The organism is Chryseobacterium sp. StRB126 (genome assembly GCF_000829375.1).
Classification (GTDB): domain Bacteria; phylum Bacteroidota; class Bacteroidia; order Flavobacteriales; family Weeksellaceae; genus Chryseobacterium.
The window spans coordinates 1,259,204-1,278,777 of record NZ_AP014624.1; the positions used below are offsets into that span (position 1 = coordinate 1,259,204).

Annotated in this window: 42 protein-coding genes; 37 read left to right on the forward strand and 5 right to left on the reverse strand. The window is 33.8% G+C overall.

The window, feature by feature from the left end:
- Positions 1–32 precede the first annotated feature (32 nt).
- The 3 genes from CHSO_RS05500 to CHSO_RS05510 form a co-directional block, all read right to left on the reverse strand.
- On the reverse strand, positions 33–767 hold the full coding sequence (locus CHSO_RS05500) for a hypothetical protein (protein ID WP_045493295.1): 735 nt from the start codon (positions 765–767) through the stop codon (positions 33–35).
- Between the two features lie 129 nt (positions 768–896).
- The gene (locus CHSO_RS05505; protein ID WP_045493298.1) at positions 897–1,310 is read right to left on the reverse strand and encodes a hypothetical protein; all 414 of its coding nucleotides are present in this window, start codon (positions 1,308–1,310) and stop codon (positions 897–899) included.
- An 827-nt stretch (positions 1,311–2,137) separates the two neighbouring features.
- Positions 2,138–2,473: a hypothetical protein gene (locus tag CHSO_RS05510; RefSeq protein WP_045493301.1), complete on the reverse strand. Its 336-nt coding sequence runs from the start codon at positions 2,471–2,473 to the stop codon at positions 2,138–2,140.
- A gap of 440 nt (positions 2,474–2,913) precedes the next feature.
- On the opposite strand from CHSO_RS05510, the gene CHSO_RS05515 reads away from it, so the two are divergent.
- From CHSO_RS05515 to CHSO_RS05525, 3 genes are read left to right on the forward strand one after another with little or no spacing between them, the layout of a single operon-like run.
- Positions 2,914–3,189, forward strand: a complete 276-nt coding sequence (locus CHSO_RS05515) for a hypothetical protein (RefSeq protein ID WP_045493304.1) — start codon at positions 2,914–2,916, stop codon at positions 3,187–3,189.
- Positions 3,149–3,655: a hypothetical protein gene (locus tag CHSO_RS05520; RefSeq protein ID WP_144428853.1), complete on the forward strand. Its 507-nt coding sequence runs from the start codon at positions 3,149–3,151 to the stop codon at positions 3,653–3,655. The genes CHSO_RS05515 and CHSO_RS05520 overlap by 41 nt, the downstream gene beginning before the upstream one ends.
- A complete protein-coding gene (locus tag CHSO_RS05525) occupies positions 3,642–3,890 on the forward strand; it encodes a hypothetical protein (protein WP_045493309.1) in 249 nt (82 codons plus the stop codon). The genes CHSO_RS05520 and CHSO_RS05525 overlap by 14 nt, the downstream gene beginning before the upstream one ends.
- On the opposite strand, the gene CHSO_RS05530 is transcribed toward CHSO_RS05525, so the two are convergent.
- On the reverse strand, positions 3,883–4,293 hold the full coding sequence (locus CHSO_RS05530; protein ID WP_045493311.1) for a helix-turn-helix domain-containing protein: 411 nt from the start codon (positions 4,291–4,293) through the stop codon (positions 3,883–3,885). The genes CHSO_RS05525 and CHSO_RS05530 overlap by 8 nt on opposite strands.
- Positions 4,294–4,468: 175 nt before the next feature.
- Here CHSO_RS05530 and CHSO_RS05535 point away from each other — a divergent pair, with 175 nt between their 5' ends.
- From CHSO_RS05535 to CHSO_RS05610, 18 genes are all read left to right on the forward strand, one after another.
- On the forward strand, positions 4,469–4,741 hold the full coding sequence (locus CHSO_RS05535) for a hypothetical protein (protein ID WP_045493314.1): 273 nt from the start codon (positions 4,469–4,471) through the stop codon (positions 4,739–4,741).
- On the forward strand, positions 4,738–5,016 hold the full coding sequence (locus CHSO_RS05540) for a hypothetical protein (RefSeq protein ID WP_045493317.1): 279 nt from the start codon (positions 4,738–4,740) through the stop codon (positions 5,014–5,016). The genes CHSO_RS05535 and CHSO_RS05540 overlap by 4 nt, the downstream gene beginning before the upstream one ends.
- Positions 5,017–5,074: 58 nt before the next feature.
- Positions 5,075–5,464, forward strand: a complete 390-nt coding sequence (locus CHSO_RS05545; protein WP_045493320.1) for a hypothetical protein — start codon at positions 5,075–5,077, stop codon at positions 5,462–5,464.
- An 82-nt stretch (positions 5,465–5,546) separates the two neighbouring features.
- Positions 5,547–6,251 (forward strand): hypothetical protein, encoded by a 705-nt coding sequence (locus CHSO_RS05550; RefSeq protein WP_045493322.1) that lies wholly within the window; start codon positions 5,547–5,549, stop codon positions 6,249–6,251.
- Positions 6,248–6,433: a hypothetical protein gene (locus tag CHSO_RS05555; protein WP_045493324.1), complete on the forward strand. Its 186-nt coding sequence runs from the start codon at positions 6,248–6,250 to the stop codon at positions 6,431–6,433. Before CHSO_RS05550 ends, CHSO_RS05555 begins: the two co-directional genes overlap by 4 nt.
- A 2-nt stretch (positions 6,434–6,435) precedes the next feature.
- Positions 6,436–6,582, forward strand: coding sequence for a hypothetical protein (locus tag CHSO_RS25865; protein WP_171817605.1), 147 nt, complete (start codon positions 6,436–6,438; stop codon positions 6,580–6,582).
- Between the two features lie 2 nt (positions 6,583–6,584).
- Entirely contained in the window at positions 6,585–7,112 is a 528-nt protein-coding gene (locus CHSO_RS05560; RefSeq protein WP_045493327.1) for a hypothetical protein, read from the forward strand.
- A gap of 24 nt (positions 7,113–7,136) precedes the next feature.
- Positions 7,137–7,412, forward strand: a complete 276-nt coding sequence (locus CHSO_RS05565) for a hypothetical protein (protein ID WP_045493330.1) — start codon at positions 7,137–7,139, stop codon at positions 7,410–7,412.
- Positions 7,413–7,414: 2 nt separating this feature from the next.
- The gene (locus tag CHSO_RS05570; protein WP_045493333.1) at positions 7,415–7,927 is read left to right on the forward strand and encodes a hypothetical protein; all 513 of its coding nucleotides are present in this window, start codon (positions 7,415–7,417) and stop codon (positions 7,925–7,927) included.
- Positions 7,911–8,747 (forward strand): hypothetical protein, encoded by an 837-nt coding sequence (locus CHSO_RS24885; RefSeq protein ID WP_052480494.1) that lies wholly within the window; start codon positions 7,911–7,913, stop codon positions 8,745–8,747. Before CHSO_RS05570 ends, CHSO_RS24885 begins: the two co-directional genes overlap by 17 nt.
- A 12-nt stretch (positions 8,748–8,759) precedes the next feature.
- Positions 8,760–9,035, forward strand: coding sequence for a hypothetical protein (locus CHSO_RS05580; protein WP_045493336.1), 276 nt, complete (start codon positions 8,760–8,762; stop codon positions 9,033–9,035).
- A 2-nt stretch (positions 9,036–9,037) separates the two neighbouring features.
- On the forward strand, positions 9,038–9,178 hold the full coding sequence (locus tag CHSO_RS25870) for a hypothetical protein (RefSeq protein WP_171817606.1): 141 nt from the start codon (positions 9,038–9,040) through the stop codon (positions 9,176–9,178).
- Positions 9,138–9,773 (forward strand): DNA methyltransferase, encoded by a 636-nt coding sequence (locus tag CHSO_RS05585; RefSeq protein WP_045493340.1) that lies wholly within the window; start codon positions 9,138–9,140, stop codon positions 9,771–9,773. The genes CHSO_RS25870 and CHSO_RS05585 overlap by 41 nt, the downstream gene beginning before the upstream one ends.
- On the forward strand, positions 9,770–10,177 hold the full coding sequence (locus CHSO_RS05590) for a helix-turn-helix domain-containing protein (RefSeq protein ID WP_045493343.1): 408 nt from the start codon (positions 9,770–9,772) through the stop codon (positions 10,175–10,177). Before CHSO_RS05585 ends, CHSO_RS05590 begins: the two co-directional genes overlap by 4 nt.
- Before the next feature lie 142 nt (positions 10,178–10,319).
- Positions 10,320–10,625 (forward strand): hypothetical protein, encoded by a 306-nt coding sequence (locus CHSO_RS05595; protein WP_144428854.1) that lies wholly within the window; start codon positions 10,320–10,322, stop codon positions 10,623–10,625.
- Positions 10,626–10,643: 18 nt separating this feature from the next.
- Complete coding sequence (locus CHSO_RS24890; RefSeq protein WP_052480495.1) at positions 10,644–11,285, forward strand: hypothetical protein; 642 nt, start codon at positions 10,644–10,646, stop codon at positions 11,283–11,285.
- Entirely contained in the window at positions 11,273–12,730 is a 1,458-nt protein-coding gene (locus CHSO_RS05605; RefSeq protein ID WP_052480496.1) for a replicative DNA helicase, read from the forward strand. Before CHSO_RS24890 ends, CHSO_RS05605 begins: the two co-directional genes overlap by 13 nt.
- Positions 12,711–12,899, forward strand: coding sequence for a hypothetical protein (locus tag CHSO_RS05610; RefSeq protein ID WP_045493349.1), 189 nt, complete (start codon positions 12,711–12,713; stop codon positions 12,897–12,899). Before CHSO_RS05605 ends, CHSO_RS05610 begins: the two co-directional genes overlap by 20 nt.
- Here the strand turns inward: CHSO_RS05610 and CHSO_RS25875 are convergent.
- The gene (locus CHSO_RS25875) at positions 12,886–13,059 is read right to left on the reverse strand and encodes a hypothetical protein (protein ID WP_171817607.1); all 174 of its coding nucleotides are present in this window, start codon (positions 13,057–13,059) and stop codon (positions 12,886–12,888) included. The genes CHSO_RS05610 and CHSO_RS25875 overlap by 14 nt on opposite strands.
- A gap of 164 nt (positions 13,060–13,223) precedes the next feature.
- On the opposite strand from CHSO_RS25875, the gene CHSO_RS05620 reads away from it, so the two are divergent.
- The 16 genes from CHSO_RS05620 (at position 13,224) to CHSO_RS05695 (ending at position 19,430) form a co-directional block, all read left to right on the forward strand.
- Positions 13,224–13,541 (forward strand): hypothetical protein, encoded by a 318-nt coding sequence (locus CHSO_RS05620; RefSeq protein WP_045493364.1) that lies wholly within the window; start codon positions 13,224–13,226, stop codon positions 13,539–13,541.
- Between the two features lie 90 nt (positions 13,542–13,631).
- Positions 13,632–13,802: a hypothetical protein gene (locus tag CHSO_RS25880; RefSeq protein WP_171817608.1), complete on the forward strand. Its 171-nt coding sequence runs from the start codon at positions 13,632–13,634 to the stop codon at positions 13,800–13,802.
- A gap of 137 nt (positions 13,803–13,939) precedes the next feature.
- Positions 13,940–14,413, forward strand: a complete 474-nt coding sequence (locus CHSO_RS24895) for a YopX family protein (protein WP_052480497.1) — start codon at positions 13,940–13,942, stop codon at positions 14,411–14,413.
- 5 nt (positions 14,414–14,418) lie between these two features.
- Entirely contained in the window at positions 14,419–14,658 is a 240-nt protein-coding gene (locus CHSO_RS05635) for a hypothetical protein (protein ID WP_045493367.1), read from the forward strand.
- Between the two features lie 113 nt (positions 14,659–14,771).
- The gene (locus CHSO_RS05640) at positions 14,772–15,017 is read left to right on the forward strand and encodes a hypothetical protein (RefSeq protein WP_144428855.1); all 246 of its coding nucleotides are present in this window, start codon (positions 14,772–14,774) and stop codon (positions 15,015–15,017) included.
- Complete coding sequence (locus tag CHSO_RS05645) at positions 15,014–15,307, forward strand: hypothetical protein (protein WP_144428856.1); 294 nt, start codon at positions 15,014–15,016, stop codon at positions 15,305–15,307. The genes CHSO_RS05640 and CHSO_RS05645 overlap by 4 nt, the downstream gene beginning before the upstream one ends.
- On the forward strand, positions 15,304–16,050 hold the full coding sequence (locus CHSO_RS05650; RefSeq protein ID WP_052480498.1) for a DNA methyltransferase: 747 nt from the start codon (positions 15,304–15,306) through the stop codon (positions 16,048–16,050). Before CHSO_RS05645 ends, CHSO_RS05650 begins: the two co-directional genes overlap by 4 nt.
- Before the next feature lie 135 nt (positions 16,051–16,185).
- Positions 16,186–16,722 (forward strand): hypothetical protein, encoded by a 537-nt coding sequence (locus CHSO_RS05655; protein WP_045493377.1) that lies wholly within the window; start codon positions 16,186–16,188, stop codon positions 16,720–16,722.
- A 4-nt stretch (positions 16,723–16,726) separates the two neighbouring features.
- Complete coding sequence (locus CHSO_RS05660; RefSeq protein WP_045493380.1) at positions 16,727–16,918, forward strand: hypothetical protein; 192 nt, start codon at positions 16,727–16,729, stop codon at positions 16,916–16,918.
- 39 nt (positions 16,919–16,957) lie between these two features.
- Complete coding sequence (locus CHSO_RS05665; protein WP_052480499.1) at positions 16,958–17,338, forward strand: hypothetical protein; 381 nt, start codon at positions 16,958–16,960, stop codon at positions 17,336–17,338.
- The gene (locus tag CHSO_RS05670) at positions 17,335–17,721 is read left to right on the forward strand and encodes a hypothetical protein (protein WP_045493383.1); all 387 of its coding nucleotides are present in this window, start codon (positions 17,335–17,337) and stop codon (positions 17,719–17,721) included. Before CHSO_RS05665 ends, CHSO_RS05670 begins: the two co-directional genes overlap by 4 nt.
- Complete coding sequence (locus tag CHSO_RS05675; RefSeq protein ID WP_045493387.1) at positions 17,721–17,978, forward strand: hypothetical protein; 258 nt, start codon at positions 17,721–17,723, stop codon at positions 17,976–17,978. Before CHSO_RS05670 ends, CHSO_RS05675 begins: the two co-directional genes overlap by 1 nt.
- Complete coding sequence (locus tag CHSO_RS05680) at positions 17,932–18,321, forward strand: hypothetical protein (protein ID WP_045493390.1); 390 nt, start codon at positions 17,932–17,934, stop codon at positions 18,319–18,321. The genes CHSO_RS05675 and CHSO_RS05680 overlap by 47 nt, the downstream gene beginning before the upstream one ends.
- On the forward strand, positions 18,318–18,749 hold the full coding sequence (locus CHSO_RS05685) for a hypothetical protein (RefSeq protein ID WP_045493393.1): 432 nt from the start codon (positions 18,318–18,320) through the stop codon (positions 18,747–18,749). The genes CHSO_RS05680 and CHSO_RS05685 overlap by 4 nt, the downstream gene beginning before the upstream one ends.
- Positions 18,750–18,751: 2 nt before the next feature.
- Positions 18,752–19,051 (forward strand): hypothetical protein, encoded by a 300-nt coding sequence (locus CHSO_RS05690; protein WP_045493396.1) that lies wholly within the window; start codon positions 18,752–18,754, stop codon positions 19,049–19,051.
- Positions 19,052–19,100: 49 nt separating this feature from the next.
- On the forward strand, positions 19,101–19,430 hold the full coding sequence (locus CHSO_RS05695; protein ID WP_045493399.1) for a hypothetical protein: 330 nt from the start codon (positions 19,101–19,103) through the stop codon (positions 19,428–19,430).
- Positions 19,431–19,574 lie beyond the last annotated feature (144 nt).

Below are 19,574 nucleotides of genomic sequence, written 5' to 3' on the forward strand. Positions count from 1 at the left end.
CTATCTAAGATGACTTCTATCCTTCATCTTCCCTAATTAATCCAAAGGCAATAGTTATTACGGTATCTTATCTTTGCATAGGTTGTTCCCTGAAATGTACCAGAAGTATTATCTTGCCAATCCTGTCTGATTACATAAAGTCCAGGCATGGTAGGTTTAAAGAATGCTTTATTGTTTTCATTTACCGGTATGTTCTTTTCCCAGTTTTCAGGATTAAAAACCCGAAGCATTGTTCCTTTCTCTACAGGTTTCATATTACGGTAAGGGAAAATGGTATAGATTCCGTCTTTTTCAAAAAGTCGTATATCCATCAATGGAAGAGGTGGATTATTACTGGATGGGACTCCCACTTGATAAGCTCCACACATAAAATCAATAGGTCTTACGTTTTCCTGTTGATTTTTAGAGCGTACCAAAACGGGTTGTTGGTCATTCATTCCTAAAATCCGATAAGTTCCTTCCTGATCAGGAATAAAAGTTCCTTCCCAATGATCTCCTTTAGGTTGCAATTCAATTTTTAATTTTTCCCCCTTAGCATTGTAAAGAAAAAAATTAAAATCTTTAATCCTCTGAAATTCGGGACCAGTAGTACGATGGCGTTCACTAAGGTCATCAATAAAGCCATAGCATACCTGAATGACAACCTGTTCTTTTATTTTTCCTGATCCATGAATTTCCATCCAATAGGCGCTGGCCTTTGTCATAGAAGGAAAGAGAAAAATAGCAAAAAATAACAGCAAAGAAAACGCTGTTCGTATTGTATGCATTTTTAATTGAATTATATTGATCATGCAAATTTAAGGAAAAAGGATCCATTGGCTGAAATAGATGAAAAATGAAAACCGCGGTATTAAAAAATACCACGGCAGACTTGATTGTAATGATTGATTTTGTTCTTATGCTCCTGTTCTGCACATAGCATCCCAGGTAGTCCAGAAATGGGCGTTAATAGCACCAATAGGTGGGTTCGTGCTATCAGCCACAATTCCTACCATTGAAGCACAATTAGAGTTACAGCCTATTTCATTATGGCTTCCAGCCTGAGGAGGAATCTGTCTCCATGTACCCGTTGAACCACTTAATAATTCCACTTTAATTTCAAAGATCCCTGAAAGGTTAGGAGTCTGAATTTGCTGTGTAGGATTGTCGCTTGAAATAGAACCGCTCCAATTTCCCTGTGAAAATGTTACCCGCCATTTGGTAATCATTTTAGCAGTATCATGTTGAGGGGATAGATACACCCAGAACTGTGCTCCGCCACCCAGTTGTAACTGGCCAGATGAATTTGCATTTACGCTTGTTGATGTCATAATAAAATTGGTTTTTGTGGTTATTGTATAAACCAAAGTAACGAAGAACAATAGAGATGTTGTAGAGTATAAATGACCAATTAAACATTTGAGTAGAAATACTTGGTTGAATGGAAAATGGAAAAATAATTTCACCACTTTTCAGGAAGTATAAGAGTCTGTCATCAGTTTTGGCATATACAGGCAGTAAATTTTTTATTAACGCAATGCTCGCAAAGCTTTATCATGAGGCTATGTGATTTTTTAAGGTCGCAAAGGCGTTTCACTCAGCAATGAGTGTCTTTTTTAGCGAGTATTATCTTCCTTTGCTGAATGCAATGCCCTTGCGAACAAAAAATATAAAGATTAATGTTATTTTTTTGCGAACCTGGCGTTTAAATTATAATAGAGAAAAGTTTCTGCTTTTAAGGTAGCATTTCATTATTCTGTTCTGTAGATTTTAGGAAGCAAAGGCGTAATCAACAAAGTTGATTCTTTTTAAGCGAACGCATAACCCAAACTGCTTCATCAGCGACGAAGTTGTCCCTCTTAGCTTCCTTAAAAATATAAGGCTTTTATCATAAAACTTTGCGTCAAATTAATCCACAGATTATTGACAATCAGATTGCTAGAAGTATATAAAAACAAAAAAATCTTAAGCATAAAACTTAAGACTTTTCTTTGCAGAAAGGAAGGGATTCGAACCCTCGATACAGTTACCCGTATACTACCTTTCCAGGGTAGTAAAATAATTGTATATGTATTTTGTTTTCAGATTGTTATGATTATTATTTTAAAATATTGTGTAAATAATTTGTAAAAATGCAAAATTATGCAAATCCCCAAAATTACCAGTTGTCATCTGTTTTTGAATATTTAGATACATCAAAAAGTTGTGCGAAAGAATAATTTATGATTCTTGATGCTCTTCCTTCGAATATTCCTTTGAAATACTCTCTATCATTTGTTAGAGCAAATTCTTCAAGAGTATTTTCTCCATTATCTCCAATTGAAATTCCGCCATAATACAGCGTTGTTCTATTCCCTTTAGAGTTTATATTTGTAACAGTGGCTCTGTATTTTCCTTCTTTAAATTCAATTTTAAAATTGCCTGAAAATTTAGAACTATTTGCCAGATACGTAGGAGTGCCCATTTTAGTGTATCCCGCGCCTTTAAAATCCATAATGAAATCAGAAATATCACCAGTTAAAGTATTTGTGTCTTCTCCGGTAAATTTAATTTTACCAGTCGATAAAAGTATATTCTTTACTTCTGTTAGAGTTTTTGTTGATTCATATATTCTTTGCCAGGCTACTTGTTTATTCGAAATAACAAAAGCAGATTCTTGAGCTATTGCTAAAAAAAGATATATTGACTATAAAAAGTAATAATATTTTTTTCATGATTATTTTTTACAAATATAAAAATATAAATTATTTTCGATTTTACGGTAACCCGTAATGCTTATTTAGAAATGGTTTAAAGTGAAAAATATTTAAAAATAATTCATTGTGATTTGATATAAAATACTATATTCGCAATTCATGGAAATGTGATTTAGTCTATTATATTGATTGAAATTATTAGTAATTTTAAGTCGAATTATAAAAACTAATTTTTATTATGAAGACAAAGCTAATTATTTTGACAGCCGTAGTAGCCGTAGTAGCTGCATTACTTTATTCATGTTCCGGAGATAGGGATGAAAATATCACCCCAGCTCCAGAAAAAACTATCAAGCAAGAAAATTTAAAGTTAAACCCCATCATTCAGAATTCTGAATCTAATGAGTTCGATATAAAGTCAGATACAATTAGAGTTTTAGATTCTGCAGGTGGAAATGAATTACCAACAACAGATGGAGGAGACCCCACAACAATTACACCGCCGCACAGATAAAAGCAAATTGACTTTTTGGAAAATTGTAGGCTCGATATTAGTTATAATATCGGGTTTTTTGCCTTTTCTTGATAATATTATAGTTATATTCAATCCTGCCTTTGCTGGATACCAAAATACTATTGGAGGTTATCTTAGAAACGACTATTGGCTCTTGTCTCTTTATTACACTACAATAATAGTTATCATAGGAAAGTTTATGAAGGCTTACGAATTACTTTTCTATTTTCCATTATTTGCATCGATTTACTGCTCTTCATTATATGTATGTCAATTTGTTTTAGGGATTAAATTCGAACCAGAATGGCCCCATAGATTAGGAATGATACTTATGATGATACCTGGGGCTTATGTTTTATATAGATTTGTGAATCATTTACAGGATTTAAAACTTGAAGATGAAATTCAGTTTAGAACAATTGAAAGAATTTATAAACAAAATAATAAAACCAATGGAAAAGATTAGTAGAGAACAAAGAGGTTTTATTAGACAACTACATTATAGGAACGAAGAATTTTTTGATAAAGGTTTAATTGAATATGGAGAATATATCGAAAATAACTTCTTGCTACTTAGACAAGTACGATATTCCAATTTAAACTATGAACAAAAATTAATTCTAGCGGAATCAATTTCTATAAATTTAAATCTTGACAAATTTAGATTAGGAATAAAAATAGCTCAATTAGGTTTTAATTAATTGAGCTTTTATTGTTATTTTTTTCTTTACTATCAGCATTAAGTTTAAAATGTCTTAAAATTGGAGCTAAAGAGATCTCTATTTTCAGAGTTAAGTCATCAACCATATCCTTAAGTTCTTCATTTTCTTTTATTATTTGTTCGTTCTGCTTAAACAAATAATTCAATTTGTCGTCTACTGACAAGTTTTTGAAATCTGTATTGCTATTATTAGATACGAAATTCGGTGTGTGTCTTTGATGTATTTCATTTTTTAAAAATTCATCAACATAATCAGGAATAGCATTTTTATCCGATTCCCAATTTTGGACCGTACGCATTGTGGTCCTGCCTATTAATTTAGCAAGTTCCGTCTGCGTTAATCCTAATTCTTTTCTTATTTCTTTTAATTTTTTTCCGTTCATAATCAGCTTGTTACGTAATATTTCGTGTGAAAAGAGAAAAATTGCGCATTATTAATTTGTTTAATACGAAATATGGTGTATATTTGTCTCAACAAAACAACAACGCAAAGTTAAACTTTTTGTTGGATGTGAAAAAACAGTGATAAAACTAATTTTTATTTAAACAAAATAATGTATGGGAAAATTTAAATATGGCCAGCCGATTAGTTTAAGACTTTCCAATTATTTGAGAGACTTTACAACTAAGGAGGATGTAGCAAATGTAAGCACTAAAACAGGCGTAAGTATTTCTACTTTGAACTATGTAAAAAGAAGAGCTAATAATGTTTCTGAAGGTAATGAAGTTGGTATTTTGAATCTTATTGATGCGGCTATAAATAATGCTGAAGCTAAGAGGAAAGAAGCTCTTAAGTGCAAGAAAGAATTAACCTTAATTCTACAATCATGACAGGAGAGTTTATAATTCCAGCGGGATATGTTCTAGTCCCTGAGAGTTGGGCCGAAAAATACTTTAACAAATCATTTTGGTCAGAAATAGAAGAACCTAAGATTAATGAAGTTGCTGAGTATCTAGGAATAGGTGTTGAAAAAATAAAAAAAGACCTACGAAATATAGATTGTCCTCTTCGTAAATCAGAAAAAAGCAGATCCGGACGAGGTAACCAAACGAAATTTCATAAATGGTCTGTAGAAGAATATAAGAATTGGCTTAGAAATAAATGAGTCGCACTGCGGTAACAGAGCGACTCGGTCAAATCGTGTAACAGTTAAAAATTACAACATGGCAAATTTACAAAAAACAATCTTTGGTTATCAAATTAAATCATTTGAATTTTTGAGGACCTACAATCACAGATTAAGAAAGCATGTTATTTCAGGTATTATATGGCTGGAAAGCTCTAAGAGAGTAAGAATAGAGAATGGTAGTTACTACCTCATCAATTTAGAAGGGGATAAAGAGGCAATTATTTTAAAAACTAATCCGGCTTACAAATGGGTAAAGCGAATGATTGCAAGATGGTTTCAGACTTACAGAAAAGGCTGTAAATCATTTTTCAGAGAAAGAATATCAACGCTGAGAGAAGCGTGCCAGCAGGCTGAATATAGTTTGAGAATAAAAATGATTCAGAGAGGTAGAATATCCTTTAACCATTATTTTACAGCATCATGAAAACCTTATTATTTCTTATCAAATGCTGGTTTGTACAGCAAACAATTTACATAATAGAATACTTACTTAAAAAACAATAATCATGGAAAAACATTTTGAATTAACACAAGAATATAAAATCAACTTTTTAGGGGTTAAGCTTTTCAGAATTAAAGCCACTAAAAACTCAAAATACGTAAACGAAGGTGAATTAGGCGGGTGGATAGAAAAAGAAGATTGTCTGTCCGGTAATGCTTGGGTGTCCGGTAATGCTTTGGTGTCCGGTGATGCTAGGGTGTACGGTGATGCTTTGGTGTACGGTGATGCTTTGGTGTCCGGTGATGCTAGGGTGTCCGGTGATGCTAGGGTGTACGGTGATGCTTTGGTGTCCGGTGATGCTAGGGTGTACGGTGATGCTAGGGTGTACGGTAATGCTAGGGTGTACGGTAATGCTTTGGTGTACGGTAATGCTAGGGTGTACGGTAATGCTAGGGTGTACGGTAATGCTTTGGTGTACGGTAATGCTAGGGTGTACGGTAATGCTTTGGTGTACGGTGATGCTAGGGTGTACGGTGATGCTGAGACAAAATCAAACAATGATTATTGCTGTTTCCAAAACTTCGGGTCTGCAAATAGAACTACAACATTCTTCAAAGAGAAAGACAATATGATAAAAGTTAGTTGTGGTTGCTTTTCCGGTTCTATTGAAGAATTTGAGAATGAGGTCAGAAAAACACATGGTGAAGGTAAAAATGCTAAGGAATACATTTCAATCATTGAGGTAGTTAAAATAAAATTTGGATTATGAACCTAACCGACTACCTACAACTTCCAATATCGGAAAGAAAACAAATAGTAACTGAACCGGTAGGGATTAAAGATCCTCTTTGGATGGAAAGACTTAAAACAGCAATAAAAGAAAAAAATCCTTGGATAATAATTTTTAATTGTGATTTAATGGATGAGTATCATACCCTTAAAAAAGTATAACCATGACACATTCAGTAACCATAAGAATTGAAAACCATAATGGTATATGGTATGTCAATTACAAGCGCCTTGGGCATGACAAGCTTTCTGAAATGGAGCAAAGTGCCTTAAACGAGTTCATCAAAGAGTTTAAACAATCAAATCAATAATCATGGAAAATATAAATTGGAAAAATCAACATTGCGGAGTAATCCAAGGAGAATATACTGATGTCTTAGAACTAATGCCTGATCTGGCGGATTTATTAAAATCTTTTCCTGAAAATCCTAATGATTTTATATGGGATGTTAAAGTTCACATGTTAATGCCTAACCAGTACCCATGTATTCCAAATTGGCACAGAGACATGATACCAAGAGATTCAGAATTAAAGGAAGATGAAAGTAAAATTGATGAATCGAAACCAATGTACTTATGGTTGTCAAATGCTCCACTAACGATTTTTAAAGATGAATACGGCGAAGAATATGAAGTTGAAGCCGGAAAGTGGCACCGATTTACCCAAAGAGATTGGCATTGCGGTCAGCCAGCAAAAGAATTTACATGGCGTGGATTAATCAGGGCATGCCATAAAGATTTGGGAATTAATTCCAAGACAGTAAACAATCCATTTGAAAATAAATCAGTTTTAAGGCGTCACTGTCAGGTTTACTTAGATGCCGGAAATTTTAAATGGTAAAATAACCAAAGCAAAAATGAAGATATGGATATTCAAGACTACAGCCGGGGGCGGAATAACGCTAATTCCAAACTCGCATTCAAAAAAGTAAAGGAGACTATTCCAGCAATGTGGGAGAAAGTTTTAAATGAAGTAGACGGAAAAAGATCCACAATAGATATCGCAAATATACTGGGAGTTCCAATACACACTATTTCAGGACGGTTCAGTGAGCTAAAAGCTAAAAACAAAACCTATCAAACCTCATCAACAAAGATTGGCAGTAAGCACTACGCGGTCTATTCAAAAACAATCAATTAATTATGGAAAAACAATCTAAAACACACTTCAGAAAAGTTTACAAGTCTGACCACTTAGGAGTGGCGGATCTTGAGGACTACATGGAAGATGGAAAAAGGCTTGTTTTCAAAATACGGGAAGTTAAACAGGAGTTAGGAGCTACAGTAGCAGGGAAGAAGGGCAATTTCAATATCGCATATTTTGAAGAAAATATAAAGCCTCTAGTATTAAATGCAACAAATGCTACAGTATTAAAGGGATTCTCCGGATCGTCATTCGTAGAGGATTGGAAAGGATTATTAATTGAGCTATTTATTGACTCTACAGTAAAAATGAAAGGTGATGTAGTTGGAGGGGTCAGAATCGTAAAAAAGCAACCAATTATTGATACAGACTTAACAAATGAAATTAATTCATGTAAAGAAGTTTCAGAGCTTGGCAAACTATTCGGCAAAATGTCAAAGGATCAACAGCAGAGATATAAAATATTAGTAATTGAACGTAAAAAAGAATTAGAAAATGTTAAGAGTGCGTGATTTTTCAAATTATAAGTTTCGTCCTCATGCAGTTGGAAAATTAATGAAGGGATTGCCAAAACCTTTAACTCAAAATCAGACGGAAACATTAATAGCTCTTGAGGAAAAATATTCAAATCAAAAGATCACTGAAAAGCAACTTGAAACACTAGTTGATCTAAGAAAAAAACAAAAAGCAAAACCTGTATTATCTGAAGGAGCTAAGACATATTTAAAATCAATATTTAAAGAAGAGGTTTTTGGAAGAAAAAAAGAAGTTCAGAATAAATACCTAACTAAAGGTATCGCAGTTGAGGATGAAAATATCAACTTGTATAATGAAGTTAACGGAACTTTTCTTATTAAAAACGAAGTTAGATATGAAAATGAATTCTTTACTGGTGAAATGGATATTGAAGAGGATGATGAGATTATTGATTTTAAAAGCTCATGGGATTATTCAACATTTCCGCTGTTTGAAGACGATGTGCCTAACGAAGATTATGAAGATCAACTATTAGCATACATGGACCTTCGTCCAAATGTTAAATCTGCAAAGTTAGTATACGGACTTGTAGACACCCCGGTTGATTTGATATTAGATGAGAAAAGGAGGATAGGATGGAAACTAGGTTTAATAGATGGGCTTCCGGAAGATTTAGATGAAGAAATAACCAGAAATATGACTTACGCTGATATTCCTAAAGAAGCCCGAATTAAAAAATTTATCATATACAGAGATGAAAAAAGGATAGACCAGATTAAAGCTATGATCTTGCTAGCAAGAGAATATCTCAACTCGCTAAACACAACTTTAGCAAAACACTTACAATTAATTTAAAAACAAATAAAAATGAGCAAAATAATCAATGTACGACTTGAATTAGACAAAATTGATAAATCAAAAATTGTCGTAGGTGAAAAAGGTAAATATTTAAACATTATCGTAGCTGAAAGAAAAGAAACAGATCAATACGGAAATACGCATACTGTATACATTCAGCAGACTAAAGAAGAAAGGGAGGCTAAGGAAGATAAGGTTTACATGGGATCAGGAAAAGAGTTTGAGTTTGAAAACGATGTTAAAAACTTGGTCCCAGGTTCTGATGATGACGATTTACCATTCTAACTATGAAAGACAAAGACGGATACTGGACTGGCCGTGATGCAAACGGCCTATTCAAATGGAACGAAAAAAGACTAATCAGAATCGAAAACGACAAAAAGAAAAATGAAGATAACCGAAAAAATAACAATCACAAACGAGGATAACATGGAACTTATGGCAAGATATCCAGATAACTACTTTGATCTAGCTATTGTTGACCCACCATATGGATTAGGTGCAAAACTTGTTGAAGGAGGAAAGTCCAAAAAAAGAAGGTTTAATAAAAATTTAGAAGCGGTTAAATGGGATGAAGTTCCATCGACAGATTATTTTAATGAGTTGTTCAGAGTATCTAAAAATCAAATTATTTGGGGGAGTAACTATTTTGATTTACCACCAACCCGATGCAACATAATTTGGGATAAAAAACAAACAAATTTTACTGGAGCAGATTTTGAACTAGCATGGACATCCTTTGATAAAGCAAGTAAAGCCTTTAGACTTAGCAGAGTAGAAGCATATACTAATGGTAAAATTCATCCAACTCAGAAACCAGTGGCTTTGTATACTTGGCTATTAGATAAATATGCAAAACACGGAGATAAAATACTTGATACGCATTTAGGATCTGGTAGTATAGCAATAGCCTGTTACGATTATGGATTTGAGTTAACAGCCTGTGAGCTTGACGAAGACTACTACAATGATTCAATTAACCGAATTAAAAACCATGTATCACAACTAAAAATATTCCAATGAGAAACCCAAAAACAAACCCAGAAATTGAGTCAATTAAAAATAGACTTAGACAGGAAATTCTTCCTGAAGGATATATTCCAAATTCAAGAGTTGCAAAACAAATAGATCTACTTGATGCAACAGCAACCCTAGAGTATGCAAAAAAACAAAACCGCCCAGTTCGTAGAGCATTACCGGGAGAGTGTGAGGCTAAAAGAAAAGATATATACAAGCAATATCAGAAAAAACAACAAGACTACATGTATAATTCTAAAGAAGCTGCTGAAGAGCTTGGAATATCTAGAAACAATCTTTGGTATCATAAAAATGTGAACAATATTACTCCGATTAAAGTTGGCAAAAGAAATTACTTCACAGAAGCCGAAATAATCAGATTTAGAGCTTGCGTTTTACAAGCTTCATGAAAAATACCATGTAAGAAGTGATGTTTAAACATGGTGGAAATTTAATCCGGCAAAAATTGAATGAATGTATTAAAGTCCGGATCTGAAGTACAGGCTTACCGTGCCTGGTAAAAAATTAAGTAACAAAAGTTATATAGAAGATATGAACGCACAAACATTAAACAGTAAACTAGAGGCTTATATTAATCTTTCAGAAGAAGAGAAGAAAAAAAAGCCAATGTATAAATCAGATTATTTCAGACTATTTGATTATCCGGACGAAACAAGTAGTATAGATTTGATGAGCAAAAAAGAAATTAAAGTTGGTGATGATTTTAGAGATCACAAAGGGAGGTTACATGTTATTACTGAGATAGTATCATACCGTCCGCACAAAGGAGTTTTTAGCAACGAAGAAAATAGGCATACAGTAGCTATCGTTAATTCTGAAATCATCCCAGGAGTTTAATTTATTCAGGATGAAGATATGCCACAAAGAATTTTACGAGACTGGACAGACAGCGAGCCAGTAGATAATCTTTCTTTCCAGGCAGAAGTTCTTTTAACACGTTTGATTATGAAAGCCGATGACTTCGGATCATATCACGCAAATCCCAAATTATTAAATGCGTTTTGTTTCCCGCTGAAGAATATTAGAGAAACCGACATTACCCGATGGTTACAAGAGTTAGCTTCATCCGGTTTGATCGTCCTCTACGATGCCGAAAACAAACCATTTCTAAATATTTTGAATTTTAATCAAAGATTGCGAAGTATGAAAAGATGTTTTCCGCAAATACCTGAAAACGTGATAATTGAAAATTGTCAGCAAGTCGCGGGCAAGTCGCGGGCGAGTTGTCAGCCTGAAGTAGAAGTAGAAGTAGAAGTAGAAGAGGAAGGGAAAAGAACCATTCCTCCCCTAAATTTCAAAAAAATAACAAAAGAGGAATTTCATTTAGAATTAAAGAACTACGTAGAAGAATTTGGAAAAGATATTGTAACAAAGTTCTTCAACTATTGGTCTGAAAAAGACACGAAAGGTAAAATGAAATTTCAAAAACAAGACACTTGGGAAACTAAGCTAAGATTAATAACATGGAAAAACAACGAAGGAAAATGGAACAAGTAAATGGAAGACTTCCGCCAAGTGAAATTGACTTTGAAAGATTGATCATAGGTACATTGCTAATAGACAAAAAAGCAATAGATGTGTGTATCAAAAGACTGGGGCGAAACTCAGATGTTTTTTACGATCCTAGACATGTAGAAATTTACTCTGTAGTTCAAAAACTAAAAGAGTCTGATGTGCCAATTGATATGATGACTGTTATACAGGAGCTTAAGAGAACAGATAAATTAACAATTGCCGGAGGTGATCATTACATTATCAATCTTACAATGGGAGTAAGCTCATCTGCTCACCTGGAATACCATGTTATGTCGGTTTGGCAATCGTATCTACGTAGAAAGCTGATTAATATTTGTGGAAACTTAATTGATGAATCTTACAACAATACAGAATCTACACTTGATATTTTCACTAAACTACAAACAAAGGTATTTGAAATTGAAGAAGAAATCGCTGCACAGCAGGAAACGCCAAACGCTCAGGACTTATTCCAGCAGGTAATAGAACAGCAAAAGCAGAATGTTATTCCGGGTGTTCCATGTAAAAACAGGGATATTCAGTTCAGAATGAACGGATGGAGAAATGGATCTTTAGTTGTAATAGGTGCAAGGCCGGCTATGGGAAAAACGGCTTTTGTTCTTGACGAAGCATTGGGAATTGCTAAACAGGGGAATCCGGTAGCTTTTGTAAGCTTTGAAATGTCAGCGATAGAGCTCCAAGAAAGGCAGATGGCGAATGAACTTGAAATCAATGGAACTAAGTTCCGCGATCGTCAACTTTCAGATCAAGACTGGCAGAGGATTTATCAGTGCTCAATATTTGAAAATTTACCACTTTACATAATAGAGGGAAAAACCGTCAATTTTGAACTCAATAGGACAATTGCTAAGCTGAGGCTTTTAAAGAAGGAGAAGGGGCTTAAAATGGTCATTTGGGACTATATTCAGCTCACTGAGGTAGCCGGATTAGAAAAGGGAAAGAATAGAGAGCAAATTATCTCTACAATTTCCAGAAAAATGAAACAACTTGCCCAAGAATTAGATTTGCCGATTGTTGCTCTTTCTCAATTATCAAGATCTGTAGAACAAAGACCTGGAAAAAGACCTCAATTAGCAGACTTAAGAGAGTCAGGAGCGATTGAACAAGATGCTGATGTTGTGGGTTTTCTTTTCCGTCCAGAATATTACAAAATAGATAAATGGGATAATGATCCTGAAGGCGCAGAAACGGACACAAAAGGGCAAGTTGAATTGATGGTTGAGAAGTTCAGAGGCGGTTCGGTTTTCACTGAAAGAATGAAATTTAGAGGGGATTATCAAAGATTTTACCCTATCGAAGAAGAGTTTGAATATAAGAATCCGGTCCCATTAGGAAATCTCTCAGATGCTTTTGACGCTCCGGCTAACGAAAAAAGAATAATCCAAGATGAAGAATACCCATTCTAACGAGTTGGAAGAGTTCAAGAAAAATTACCAACAGCGAATAGAAAACTTAGCAAAGTCAAAAGCAGAATGGATTAAGGACTTTGTTGAATCTCAGAAACCTAAAAATCCTATTAAAACAGTAGGGGAGATGTATAAAGAACTTAAACGAAAAGACTTTAAAGCTTCTTAATATCATCAGCAAGTTTATTGAGAACGCGTTTAGCTTCTTTAATGTCATCTTCTGTAATTCTTTGTATCCCAGATCCGGCTTTTTTCTCATTTAACTTATTATAAAGCTTAATTCTAGGGTTGTTATTTTCCGGCCACATCTCTTTTGCAAGTTGTGACATGTTAATAATAGAATGCTTTTCTAAAAAATCCTTCAAATTCATTTAACAAAGGTAGTAAATAAAAATATATTACAAAAAGTATATATTTTATTTGGATCATATATTACAAAAGTAATATATTTACAAAGTCAAATCAAATTAACAACAATTAAAAATTCAACAACATGAACACATTTAAAGAAAGCTTATTAAATCTATTAGGATTAAAAACAAAAGAAGAATTTGCAGAAGAGTTGCATAATGTGCTTGAAAGTTTTAAATCTTCAATAGTTGTAAAATTAGAGTCTGAATTCATTTTCAGAGATTCAGATTTAGAAGAAACTATCGGTAGTGGATGCTATGTGGCACCTCCAGCAAAAGGTGAATACTATATCACAGATAAAGCTATCTACGAGGTGATGCAAGTAACGCACTCTTATAGATCTTCAATCGAGGCTGGGACTATTCAAGTAAGAAAAGTGAGAGATCTTAGATCAAAATAAACATTGTTAAAGCAGGCCTATAATGGTCTCATGGTTAAGTTTCCCCGGCTCTCGGGTCGGGGTTTTATTTAAAACGCAAAATTTTTAAAAATGAAAACTAAGTATAAAAAAGTAAAGGTAAGCGAAAGGCTTCCGGAGAAAGAAGGCAAATACGTTTGTTCAATGCAAACAACCCTTAAAATGGACGCCTGTATGCCTTTTGATCCGAATTATGAGGATGCAGTCATATTTTGGAAAGACGAAGTAGACTGGTGGCTATAAGAGGTTCCAGACTATGAAGAGGAAATGAGGGAGATGCTGGAGCAGATTTACCTAGAAACTCCAAATTATCTTCAAATAAGTACTGATACAAGAAAGGAAATAGAAGAATTACTAACCAAACTAAAAACAAAAGAATCATGAGAGAAATAAAATTTCGCGGAAAAAATGTTGATAATGATGAGTGGATGTATGGGTTTTTAACAAAATGCCAGAATAGAATATGGGAAAACGGGCAGTCGTCTCAAGATGGATATAAGATGCAAATTATATCACATGAAATGCCTATTGGTGTTTGGGATGTGATTTCTGAAACAGTTGGCCAGTACACCGGACTAAAGGACAAAAACGGAGTAGAGATATACGAGGGAGATATTGTTAGAATACTATATACGGATTGGGGTAGTAAACCAGAATCAGACCCAAGAACGTTGCATCAATATCTTAATGACATATCATATATCGCGAAGGTAGTATTTGAACGCAATTCGTGGATGGTATCTATTTTTGGTGAAAAATATAAGGAATGGTACTTTGATGGAATTACACCTGGTAAGCATGGTTTTATCGAAGTCATCGGCAACATTCACTCCAATCCAGAGCTGCTAAAATAATTATTATGAAAACACATTACGATCCTTTTGCAAATCCAAATGATGATTATAGTTTCAGTGACTATGGTTATTGTGGTACTTACATAATAGATGAAAATTCCTCAGCAGATAAAGATTCGGTTACCTGCAAAAAATGTAAGAAAAAATTCAATCAAGCTGACAATGAAGTCAAAATAGCAAGAGAACAAGAGCTTAATGACATGCAAGGATTTGTTGATTTTATGAACGAATCCAAGAAAAAATAAACGGAAACCGGACCGTATTCTATCCGGTAAATAAAAAACTTTTAAAGACAAAAAACAGTTCGTAAAAAACAGCGAACGCACACACTTTACGTCTAATTTTAAAAAATATAACAATGAATTTACTACAAATCATGGCCTTTATGGCAGAAAACAATTTAGATATTTCACGTGCTGATTCTTTCGTTGAAGGAAAAAGTGTAAAGCAAGGCGCAAATATAACTATGGGCGCATCAATGAAAGATTTGATTAACATTCAAACAGAGAAAACTATCCCTGTTTTATTCTTCCTGAATATCGAACAATATAAACTTCTTTCATCAGGTAATACCGATCTGGAAACATTAAAATCAAAATCATGAGTCACCAAGAGAAGCAACGCATATTTGATGAGTATGCAAAGAGTCAAGGATTCAAAGACTGGGATGATTTGCAATTTCAATATTGCACATTATTGATGACGGATGATGAGTTCAACCTTTATATGTTCGCTGCCTGCGATCTCATCCAGGAGGAACAGCAGAAGAGAATAGCGGAGAAGATTTCTGATTATGTTGAAAGGTTCAAAAATCCCGACAACCACCCACCGGATCTTACAGATTACTGTATTATGGAAAATATCATCACAAACCCTGAAAACAAAATACAATGAAAGCACTAGAAGAACTAACCCAGGATATTAGGGAGAAGCTACCAATTTCAACAGTTTTAAATATTGACTGTTTAGAATATATGAGTACAGTTCCGGATTTGTTCTTTGACTGGGCGGTTTGTGATATTGAATATGGAATAGGCGCAAGTAAACCATCTGATAAATCCGGATATGTGATTCAGAAAAATGGCGATAGAAAATATGTAAAAGGCGTTGACTACGCTCATTCAGATTGGGATATGAAAAAATCTTCATCAGAATATTTTGAACAACTAAAAAGGATAAGTAAAAATCAAATCATTTTTGGAGGTAATTATTACGGGCTTGAAGGTGGTTATTTGATCTGGGATAAACTTAATGGGCTTTCAGATCAATATGGATGCGAACTTGCTTGGCTATCTTTTTCTAACAGAACTGATATTGTGTACTATATGTGGGCTGGTATGATGCAAGGAATTTATTGTGGGAAGGACGTTAGAAAGGCTTTAGTTCAGCAAGGAAATAAAAAGTTGAACGAGAAGCGAATTCATGAGACACAGAAACCTGTAATTCTTTACGATTGGCTTATTCAAGAATATAATATCCGCGGTAAAGTGTTTGATTCTCATTTAGGATCTGGAAGCAACCGGATAGCGCAATATCGTAATGGAAATGAATTCTATGCTTGTGAAATTGACTTGAAAAAATTTGAAGATCAAGAGTTTCGATTTAAAATAGAATTGTCAACACCAACATTATTTTAACCACTAAAATAACAAAACAATGACAAAAGAGGAAGAATTAAAAGCAACAATTAGAAGCCTCATTGATGCAATGTTAGCATCTGGAGAATTCACAGGAAAAGAATGGGTAATTGTGAAAGCTAGAAAACTATTATCATGAAAACAAACGAAGAAAAACTAAGAGTATACGCAGCGTATCTGCCTTATAAACTAGAAGTTTGGTATGCTTCATTAAGTTCAGCCCATTTATTAAAACGAATAGAGGTTAGGAATGATGGCGACCATTTGATAGAAATAAGCAATAATATTACCATAAAGGAATCAATATCATCAGAAGATATTAAGCCAATATTTTGGGATCTATCCTATTTAACCAAGGAAATAGAACACGAGGGGAAGAGGTTTGTGCCGATTCAAAAATTATGCGAAATGATTTTAATGTATCAAAAAGCAATCGGAAGTCCTATCAATGGAGATCATGGATATGCCCAGAATTTTGGAATAGATGGAGTCATAACTGGGACATTAGAGATTTATAAGGATATGACAATTTGTTGCTATTCCAATAAAAAAGGCAAGCCATATCGAGCTATAAATCAATTTAAGGCTTATCAAAAATTAACTTCATGGAAATTAAACGTCTTCCAATTACCGGAAGACCAATTTATCAACAAAGCAACTTTAAAACTATAAAGCAATGACAGTAGAATTATTAATAACAGAAGAGAGATTTGGAATCAAGGAAGGACAAATATTTTCCGCTGAAAAATATTCTTTAGATCCTGGCAAAGTCACTTTAAAGCAAAGATTAAACAAGGATGGTAAGCCAATAGGCAAACCAGTAATGTGCAATGAATACTTGCATAATGTTAGGATTATAGAAGATTAACCCCGTGCCATCTTAGGGTGGCACTTTAAAACAAGAATTATGGAAAAATCAAAAATTGATAATCATAGAGATAAATATCCGATTGGTATTGATGAAATACGCTACTATTCATCATTTGAACAGATATTAGGAAAAAAAGAGTCTCAGTATTCGAAAGATGATAGAAAATTAAGATGGAATAAGTGTATTAAAGAATTTAAGGATAATGATAAAGCCGATGTAATTGAAGTTTGGACTTCTCCAGGTGGAGATGGTGAATGCGTACAATGTATTCATTTTAATTATGATGACGGATGGTGTGTATTGATGGGATTGCCTTCTTCAGTTAATCCAGTATTATCATTTAAACACGGAATGCCAGGAATGGCTTGTATGGGAGCGGGTAGAGAAATTAACGGACAAACAACGTTAGATTTATGATAGCACCACAAGAACTAAGAATAGGAAACATTTTGAATGCCATTGCCACTAATGGAATAGAAACTATTAATTTTTACGAGATAAAAGTAAACGAGATTCTTACAGATGGAATACGAGAAGAAAAAGGGTTAAAATTCCCGTATCATACACTTGTTGGAACTCTGTTAACTGAGGAATGGCTGCTGAAGTTTGGATTTGAGAAAAGAGATGATGATAAATACTACCATCATAAATATGATAGAACCTGGGTGAAAATTGAATCATGTATAGTTAAGTGGTATGGCAATGCAGTAGGAGGCTTAGTAATGATTGATTATGTTCATCAATTGCAGAATTGTTTCAATATTTTTACTAGTGAAGAACTAACAATAAAAGAACAATAATGGCCTTAAGAATTAGAAAAACAGGTGAGATTTATTGTGCGGCCAAATCAGAACCAGAAGAAGGAGACACGTACATTGATGATGGAATCCATTATTACCTATCACAGCTTACCGGAGCTATTATTGCAAGCGAAAACCACGAAGAAGATGGCTTATGGTTTTGGAATATTCTACCAGATAAAATTGAACACTTTAAAGAAATAACAGAAAATGAAAAGCTTAAATCTACAGTTGCCTTTAAAAAAGAAATGGTTTGAAATGACGAAAGCCGGAATTAAAACCGAAGATTATAGAGAGATAAATGAGTATTGGATAAAGCGATTGACTGATAATGATATTGATTTGACTGTTGATGAAATTAACGCTGGATTATGTGCTTTGCGAGATGGATATACAGAGGATCATGTTTATAATTGTTATGGTTTTTGGTTTAAACCTTTCTCAATTAATACAATGACTTTAGGTTATCCAAAATCTACAGATACCGAAAGAATATTAAAACTTGAACACAAAGGAATTGAGATCCGGGAAGGCAATCCAGAATGGGGCGCTGAACCAGGTAAAATTTATTTCGTAATTAAACACGGAAAAGTAATATGAAAAGCGTAGAACTTAATTTAAATAAAAGACTCCTTATTGTGGAGTATGAATCAGAAGAAGAATTAAAAATAGAATGGGCTTTAATGACAATGTTCAAAAACCCAAATATTACTAATCATGGATATAAAGTGAAACCGATTTGCAAAGGCTCCGTTCTTACTGAGGATATTGCGAAGGGATTGGTTGAGCTCCATGAAAATGGATATTACAAGGATTATAAAAACGACAGTCACTTCTTCACATTACCTAGTAAATCCTTCATTTCTGCAATCGAATTTAAAAATTACCATTGGGGAGAGAATCCGGTGAAATTAATTGAAAGAGGTGAAGCTTCAGAACATGAAAGAGTGAAAAATCAAAATGATTGGCAGGAGGCTGAATCCAGGACCTTCAACCCATCTAAATGTATAATCTGTGAAATAGTGTAAAGATGAAAACTGTATTAAAAGAATTCTTAGACTTGTTGAAAGCTGAAACTATTGAATATTACAATATTATCAATAATGAAAGCAGTTATCATTATGAAGATGTTCAATCAGCTAGAACATCTGTTACAGATCTAGAAAAGTTATTGGAAAAAGGTAATGAATTTTTAGAAAGAGAAAAGAAGCAAATCATAAATGCTGGCAATAAATGCGTTTCTAATTGGATAATGCATGATCCCGAAAGACATGGAAATAGAGTTCCTGAAGGAATAGATTATTATTTAAAAACATTCGATAATAGTTAATTACGGAAACCCACAACCTAAAACCAAACAACAAAACTAAATTAGTAAAATGGAATTATTAGAAAATTACAACAAGGCGTTAGACGCAATCTATGAACATGTAGGCTTTACGGAATACTGGGTAGTGTACCCAATTAACGACAATACACAGTATTATTGGAATATATATGGAGATGAAGTAAGCTATGCTGAATCAATTGAAGAATTAGAGTCAGGAGATGGGAATTGCTATTCTGGAAGCATTTACAGACAACGTTTTTACAAAAAACACGTTTATGAGGGTAAAGAACTTACTCTCGTATTTCTCGACACACATACTGATGGAATGAAGTACTTTGCAATTTTTGACAATTCCAAACGACAAAATGAAAGCGATTAAACAGTTTATCAACGATTGTATGCTATTTAGGCATCCGGATACGCAGATTAGATTAATTGGTGTGGTTGCATGGTTGGATGTTCTAGGATGGATATATTTGTTTTACTGGATGCTTTACGGATAACTTAGGATTTGCTTTTCTCA